This is a genomic window from Paenibacillus sp. 01T442, from assembly GCF_056398345.1.
The window spans coordinates 1-3052 of record NZ_JBFTPF010000172.1; the positions used below are offsets into that span (position 1 = coordinate 1).

A 3052-nucleotide genomic window follows, 5' to 3' on the forward strand; every position below is an offset into this window, starting at 1 on the left:
TTTGGTTAAGCCCTCGACCGATTAGTATTCGTCAGCTGCATACGTTGCCGCACTTCCACCTCGAACCTATCAACCTCGTCGTCTACAAGGGGTCTTACATACTGGGAAATCTCATCTTGAGGGGGGCTTCGCGCTTAGATGCTTTCAGCGCTTATCCCCTCCGTACATAGCTACCCAGCKATGCCTCTGGCGAGACAACTGGTACACCAGCGGTACGTCCATCCCGGTCCTCTCGTACTAAGGACAGCTCCTCTCAAATTTCCTACGCCCGCGACAGATAGGGACCGAACTGTCTCACGACGTTCTGAACCCAGCTCGCGTACCGCTTTAATGGGCGAACAGCCCAACCCTTGGGACCTACTTCAGCCCCAGGATGCGATGAGCCGACATCGAGGTGCCAAACCTCCCCGTCGATGTGGACTCTTGGGGGAGATAAGCCTGTTATCCCCAGGGTAGCTTTTATCCGTTGAGCGATGGCCCTTCCATTCGGTACCACCGGATCACTAAGTCCGACTTTCGTCCCTGCTCGACTTGTAGGTCTCGCAGTCAAGCTCCCTTATGCCTTTGCACTCTGCGAATGATTTCCAACCATTCTGAGGGAACCTTTAAACGCCTCCGTTACATTTTAGGAGGCGACCGCCCCAGTCAAACTGCCCACCTGACACTGTCCCCATACCGGATCACGGTACYAGGTTAGAACTCCGATACGATCAGGGTGGTATCCCAACGATGCCTCCACCCAAGCTGGCGCTCAGGCTTCAAAGGCTCCCACCTATCCTGTACAGATCGTACCAAAGTCCAATATCAAGCTGCAGTAAAGCTCCATGGGGTCTTTCCGTCTTGTCGCGGGTAACCTGCATCTTCACAGGTATTAAAATTTCACCGGATCTCTCGTTGAGACAGCGCCCAAGTCGTTACGCCATTCGTGCGGGTCAGAATTTACCTGACAAGGAATTTCGCTACCTTAGGACCGTTATAGTTACGGCCGCCGTTTACTGGGGCTTCAATTCATAGCTTCGGGTTGCCCCTAACCACTCCTCTTAACCTTCCAGCACCGGGCAGGCGTCAGCCCGTATACTTCGCCTTGCGGCTTCGCACAGACCTGTGTTTTTGCTAAACAGTCGCTTGGGCCTTTTCACTGCGGCCCCCTCGGGCTATTCACCCTACCGAGGCACCCCTTCTCCCGAAGTTACGGGGTCATTTTGCCGAGTTCCTTAACGAGAGTTCTTCCGCGCGCCTTAGAATTCTCTTCTCACCCACCTGTGTCGGTTTGCGGTACGGGCACCTTCGCCTGGCTAGAAGCTTTTCTTGGCAGTGTGAACTCATGACCTTCGGTACTTAMATTTCCCTCCCCATCACAGCCCAGCCTTACGGTTAGCGGATTTGCCTACTAACCAGCCTCACTGCTTGGACGAGCATCCATCAGCTCGCGTCACTATCCTTCTGCGTCACTCCATTGCTCATAACGGCTACGGTGGTACAGGAATTTCCACCTGTTGTCCATCGACTACGCCTTTCGGCCTCGCCTTAGGTCCCGACTTACCCTGAGCGGACGAGCCTTCCTCAGGAACCCTTAGGTTTTCGGCGGATCAGATTCTCACTGATCTTTTCGTTACTTATACCGGCATTCTCACTTGTATGCGCTCCACCTGTCCTTACGGTCAGAATTCAACGTACATACAACGCTCCCCTACCCATGCACATWGTGCAAGCCATAGCTTCGGTGGCGTGTTTAGCCCCGTTACATTTTCGGCGCAGAGTCACTCGACCAGTGAGCTATTACGCACTCTTTCAATGGTGGCTGCTTCTAAGCCAACATCCTGGTTGTCTGTGCAACTCCACATCCTTTCCCACTTAACACACACTTGGGGACCTTAGCTGATGGTCTGGGCTGTTTCCCTTTTGACAATGGATCTTAGCACTCACTGTCTGACTCCCGGATTTAAGTTTGTGGCATTCAGAGTTTGACTGGACTTGGTAACCCTTGGCGGGCCCCGCACCCAATCAGTGCTTTACCTCCACAACTCAACATCCGAGGCTAGCCCTAAAGCTATTTCGGGGAGAACCAGCTATCTCCGAGTTCGATTGGAATTTCTCCGCTACCCCCACCTCATCCCCGAATTTTTCAACATTCGTGGGTTCGGGCCTCCAGTGAGTGTTACCTCACCTTCACCCTGGACAGGGGTAGATCACACGGTTTCGGGTCTACGTCCACGTACTAAAGCGCCCTATTCAGACTCGCTTTCGCTGCGGCTCCGYCTYTTCAACTTAACCTCGCACGGGAACGTAACTCGCCGGTTCATTCTACAAAAGGCACGCCATCACCCATATAGAGGGCTCTGACTTTTTGTAAGCACACGGTTTCAGGTTCTTTTTCACTCCGCTTCCGCGGTGCTTTTCACCTTTCCCTCACGGTACTGCTTCACTATCGGTCACTAGGGAGTATTTAGCCTTGGCAGATGGTCCTGCCGGATTCCGACGGGGTTTCACGTGACCCGCCGTACTCAGGATACCTCTAGGRGWTTCGTTYRGTTTGGGCTACAGGGCTTTTACCTTCTATGCCGGACCTTTCCAGATCACTTCGCCTACCAAACTAACCCCATRTCGAGGTCCTACAACCCCAAGGAGCAAGCTCCTTGGTTTGGGCTATTCCGCTTTCGCTCGCCGCTACTGACGGAATCACTTTTGTTTTCTTTTCCTCCAGGTACTTAGATGTTTCAGTTCCCTGGGTCTGCCTCTACWAWAGCTATGTATTCACTWTWGAGTAACTGCGCATTACCACAGCTGGGTTCCCCCATTCGGACATCCCCGGATCAAAGCCTGCTTACGGCTCCCCGAGGCATTTCGTCGTTCGCCACGTCCTTCTTCGGCTCCTAGTGCCTAGGCATCCTCCGTGTGCTCTTTCTAGCTTAACCTCTATCAGAYACGAGTCTCCATAGAAAGGAGGTGATCCAGCCGCACCTTCCGATACGGCTACCTTGTTACGACTTCACCCCAATCATCTACCCCACCTTCGGCGGCTGGCTCCCTTGCGGGTTACCCCACCGACTTC

The 3052-nt window shown here is 53.4% G+C and carries 2 rRNA genes; both read right to left on the bottom strand.

Features of this window, described 5'->3' with window-relative positions:
• Window position 1 precedes the first annotated feature (1 nt).
• A 23S ribosomal RNA gene (locus AC1DLM_RS35080) occupies window positions 2–2915 on the bottom strand.
• Between the two features lie 24 nt (window positions 2916–2939).
• A 16S ribosomal RNA gene (locus AC1DLM_RS35085) occupies window positions 2940–3052 on the bottom strand; the annotation flags it as partial.